The 1,261-nt window shown below is 73.4% G+C and carries 1 protein-coding gene and 1 pseudogene; both read right to left on the bottom strand.

Features of this window, described 5'->3' with window-relative positions:
* A pseudogene (locus GTW43_RS08965) lies at positions 1-425 on the bottom strand (two-component sensor histidine kinase); the annotation flags it as partial.
* The gene (locus GTW43_RS08960; RefSeq protein WP_343245941.1) at positions 422-1,204 is read right to left on the bottom strand and encodes a CPBP family intramembrane glutamic endopeptidase; all 783 of its coding nucleotides are present in this window, start codon (positions 1,202-1,204) and stop codon (positions 422-424) included. The pseudogene GTW43_RS08965 and the gene GTW43_RS08960, both read right to left, overlap by 4 nt.
* Positions 1,205-1,261: the final 57 nt, after the last annotated feature.

The raw sequence follows: 1,261 nt of genomic DNA, 5'->3' as shown, positions 1-1,261 counted from the left end.
ACCGGTTCGTCCGAGCCCGTCCGGTGCAGCGCGAGCGACAGGGCGACGAACGCCACGGAGGCGACCGCGGTCGCCTCCCGCCGGAACCGCTCGACGTACAATCCGGCGCTGAGCAGGGCGATGGGCAGCGCGGTCCCGGCGAACAGGTGGTAGCCGCGGAGCTGGTCGACGGCGAAGCCGGCCGACACGAGAGCGAGGCAGACGAGCGGCAGGCGGCGGCGCACGGCGAGCGGCAGGCACTGGAGGACGGCGGCCGCGGCGGCGAGCAGATCGGTGGGCCGGGTCGGCAGACCGCCGACCTCCGTGCCGTTGCCCCGCAGGCCCGGCAGCAGCGACGCCACGAGCAGCAGCAGGCCGAGCGGCAGATCGCGGACCGTGACGTCGAGCCCGCGCCACCGCTCCAGGAGGCGTCGGCGATCGATCATCGGGGCAGTGTAGCGGGGGAGTTGACGCCGCCCGCGGCCCGTCGGGGCCGTCGGTGCACGATGGTCCCGCGGCGGTGGGCCAGCCACAGGAAGACGAACGTGAGGAGCACGCCGAAGCCCACCGAGTACACGCTGCCCTCCGGGCCGAACGTGCCACCCGTGAGCAGCTTCGGACCCGACAGCGTGGCGTCGAGGAGTCCCTCCTGCGCGCCGTTGCCGGAGACCTCCGTGCTGAAGACACCGGCCGCGGCGACGTTCCATCCGAAGTGCACACCGATCGTGAGCCACAGGCTGCGCGTCGCGGCGTAGGCGGCGGCGAGCATGAACCCTGCCTCGACGGCGATGGCGGCGGCACCCCACACGGTCGCGTGCTCGTTGAGCAGGTGCGAGAGCCCGAACACCACGCCCGACAGCAGCAGGGCGAGGTAGGTGCCGATGTGCTCCTCGACGATCCGGAACAGGACGCCGCGGTACAGGACTTCCTCCGTCGCGGCCGCCGCGGCCATGAACCCGACCAGTCCGATCGCCGCCTGCACGGAGCCCGTGCCGTGGACCGTGTAGTGCCCGGAGGCGAAGAGGTTCACCATGACCGCGGTGAACATTCCGGCGCCGATCGCCACGCCCCCGGCGGCCCGCGCGCCGGCCCCTTCGCGGGCCACGTCGAGGGCGGGCGCGTGCTCGGTCCGGTGGACGACACGGGCGTACACGAGCACCGCGGCGGCGGCGCCGGTGAGACCGACGACGAGCACGAGCCAGTCGTTGTCCTCGACCGCGTGCACGGCGAGGCCGCCGAGTGCGTAGACCGCTGCCGCGGCCAGGAACTGCCAGACGAATCA

This window comes from Streptomyces sp. SID5785 (genome assembly GCF_009870065.1).
In the GTDB taxonomy this organism is placed as follows: domain Bacteria; phylum Actinomycetota; class Actinomycetes; order Streptomycetales; family Streptomycetaceae; genus Streptomyces.
The sequence above is the reverse complement of the archived record's forward strand: the minus strand, read 5'-3'. Positions and strand labels throughout refer to the sequence as shown.